We start from the raw sequence: 2,413 nt of genomic DNA, 5'->3' as shown, positions 1-2,413 counted from the left end.
TACGTGATGGCCTAGAATTGATTAATAGTGCCAAGGAAACGGCTGACTTAGCGACGTTAGCACGTGAGCAACATCCAGAACCAATTTTCTTAGTGCCGGCCTTCACGGGCCTTGGTGCGCCTTACTGGGACCAAAATACACGTGGGGCCATGTTTGGTTTGACCCGTGCCACGAGCAAGGGGGATGTTGTCCGCGCCACACTCGAGTCCTTAGCTTATCAAACGCGTGATGTGTTGGAAGCCATGGAGCAAGACACGAACTTGAAGGTTGCTAATTTGGTGATTGATGGTGGCGCTGCAGCTAATGATTATTTGCATCAATTCCAAGCAGATTTAATTAACGTGCCAGTGCGACGTCCAGAACAACTTGAAACAACGGCCCTTGGTGCTGCTTATTTGGCTGGACTTGGGGTTGGCTTCTGGGAGAATTTGGCACAATTGCCAGATGTTACTGCATCTGATATCAAGCAACCAATGGCTGATCGTCAAACGGAAATGAAATCAGCTTACCAAGGGTGGCATCGTGCGGTAAAAGCCGCACGTATGTTCCCTTTGCAGTAACGGATTAGTCTTTAAAAAGTGATTTTTTTGTAAATTGTTAATAACCAAAAATATGTTAACTAATATGTAGTTGGTATATTGCTAAGCGTCTCCATGTAAGCGATCCTGTGACAGGTTTGCTTGGGTAGGCGCTTTTTTATTGTAGCAATGAGTGCGACTGGGTGTGACAGATGTTACGTACTGTAGGGTGAACTAACCAATATAAATTGCATCTTGATAATGCTGGTTGGTGAAAATGTGAAGAGTTCCCGAACAGAACGTTTGTTCGTAAAAATGGCGCTTGAAATACGGTATGATAGATACGTACAAAAATTATTTAAGAGTTTCTTAATTATTTTATTTTTAGTAAGTAAATAAAGTCATTTTTCACGGGAGGAGTTGTTTGTATGGGACAAACACCAACAAAAGCAATTATCGCAGGGGTCGCGGGCGCCTTAGGTGTGGTTGCGACGACACAAGTACCAATGGTTCAATCAGCCGTTGATCAACTAGCTAATATGACGCAGGACACCAAGCACGTTAAGCGGGTGTCGACAGCCAATGATGCTGAAAAATTAAAGTCGGCGCACCGAGGCGTTACGAAGAAGTCAGATATTGTTAGGGCACAGTCAACGTCAACTACGCCACAATTTGAAGCTGTGGCAGATGAAATTCCGGTTGAACCATCATTGGCACCAGTACTTGAAACCAACAGTCATGCAGAGATTGCAGCAACTAGCGAGGTAGATACGCCAACGTCATTGTCTGTGGCAGATGACGTTTTGCAGTCAACGGCGCCGGTGACTGCATCATATGTTTACACGGCACCAAGTGCCTCTGAAACTAGCACAATGGTATCAAGTGCACCAGCCACGCCGGCCGAGCAGGCTGTGGTTTCAGAAGCAACCACGGCAACTGCCAGTCCGGCTGATGCAACACGCTATACAGTTCAAGACGGTGATACATTAGGGAACATTGCAACAACAATCGGTGTACCGGTCGAGACAATTATCGCGCTTAATCCAGACGTTGATTTAACGATGTTGCAAGTCGGTCAAATTATTTTCGTCCCACGCGACACGGCGCCGGTGTCTGAAGTGACATCGCCGGTTACGATTGCTTCAGATGCCGCAACATCTGTATCAGAAGTGACAGCTGACGATTATCAGACGGCCTTAGCTGCGGAAGTTGCAGATGCCATGGGTGAGGATATTGTCGTGGAGACACCGTCAATGCCATCGTCAGCGCCAACGATTGTGGTTTCGAGCGCGACAGACACGTCGACGTCAACTTCAGTTGCAGCGTCATCGTCTGCAGCGGGATCATCTGCAGTCGCTAGTTCAGTTGCACCAACGACACCGGTTGACACGACGGTGGATAACACGGTGCCAAGCGCAACGCCAACTGCCGTGTTGCCAGTTAATCCAGGTGACGAAACAGACGTAGTTAGTGGTAGTTTAACGGCTACCCAGCGCCAAACGATTGTGACAGCCGCCTTGAAGTACGCCGGGCAGGGTATTACTTACGTTTGGGGTGGTAAAACACCTGCCGGTTTTGATTGCTCTGGCTTAGCTGCCTGGGTATACCAAGATGCTGGCTTATCATTGCCTTCTTACACAGTTTCGGAAGAATCTTACGTGGCAACAACTGATGTTCGAACCAAGGCTGACGTAATGGCGGTTGCACAACCGGGTGATTTATTATTCTGGGGTGGTCATGGGGCTTCATGGCACGTTGCGATTTACATTGGAGGCGGTCAATATGTGGCAGCGCCCGCACCAGGTAAGAACGTCCAAATTGAAACGGTTGATGAAGTCAACTTTATGCCGAACTTCATCGGCTCATACAACATCTAACTAAAAACGCACCCACAT

2 protein-coding genes are annotated in these 2,413 nt (G+C 47.7%); both read left to right on the top strand.

From position 1 onward, the window contains the following. Positions 1-560: FGGY-family carbohydrate kinase (locus WEIDD23_RS14790; protein ID WP_242865491.1), on the top strand; the 560-nt coding region annotated here is incomplete at its 5' end. 386 nt (positions 561-946) lie between these two features. Further along, positions 947-2,395 carry a C40 family peptidase gene (locus WEIDD23_RS09125; protein WP_062358927.1) on the top strand — a complete coding sequence of 483 codons (1,449 nt, stop codon included), beginning with the start codon at positions 947-949 and terminating at the stop codon, positions 2,393-2,395. Positions 2,396-2,413 lie beyond the last annotated feature (18 nt).

The sequence above is a fragment of the Weissella sp. DD23 genome (assembly GCF_001579105.1).
Taxonomy (GTDB): domain Bacteria; phylum Bacillota; class Bacilli; order Lactobacillales; family Lactobacillaceae; genus Weissella; species Weissella cibaria.
This window is presented reverse-complemented; position numbering and strand designations above follow the sequence as displayed.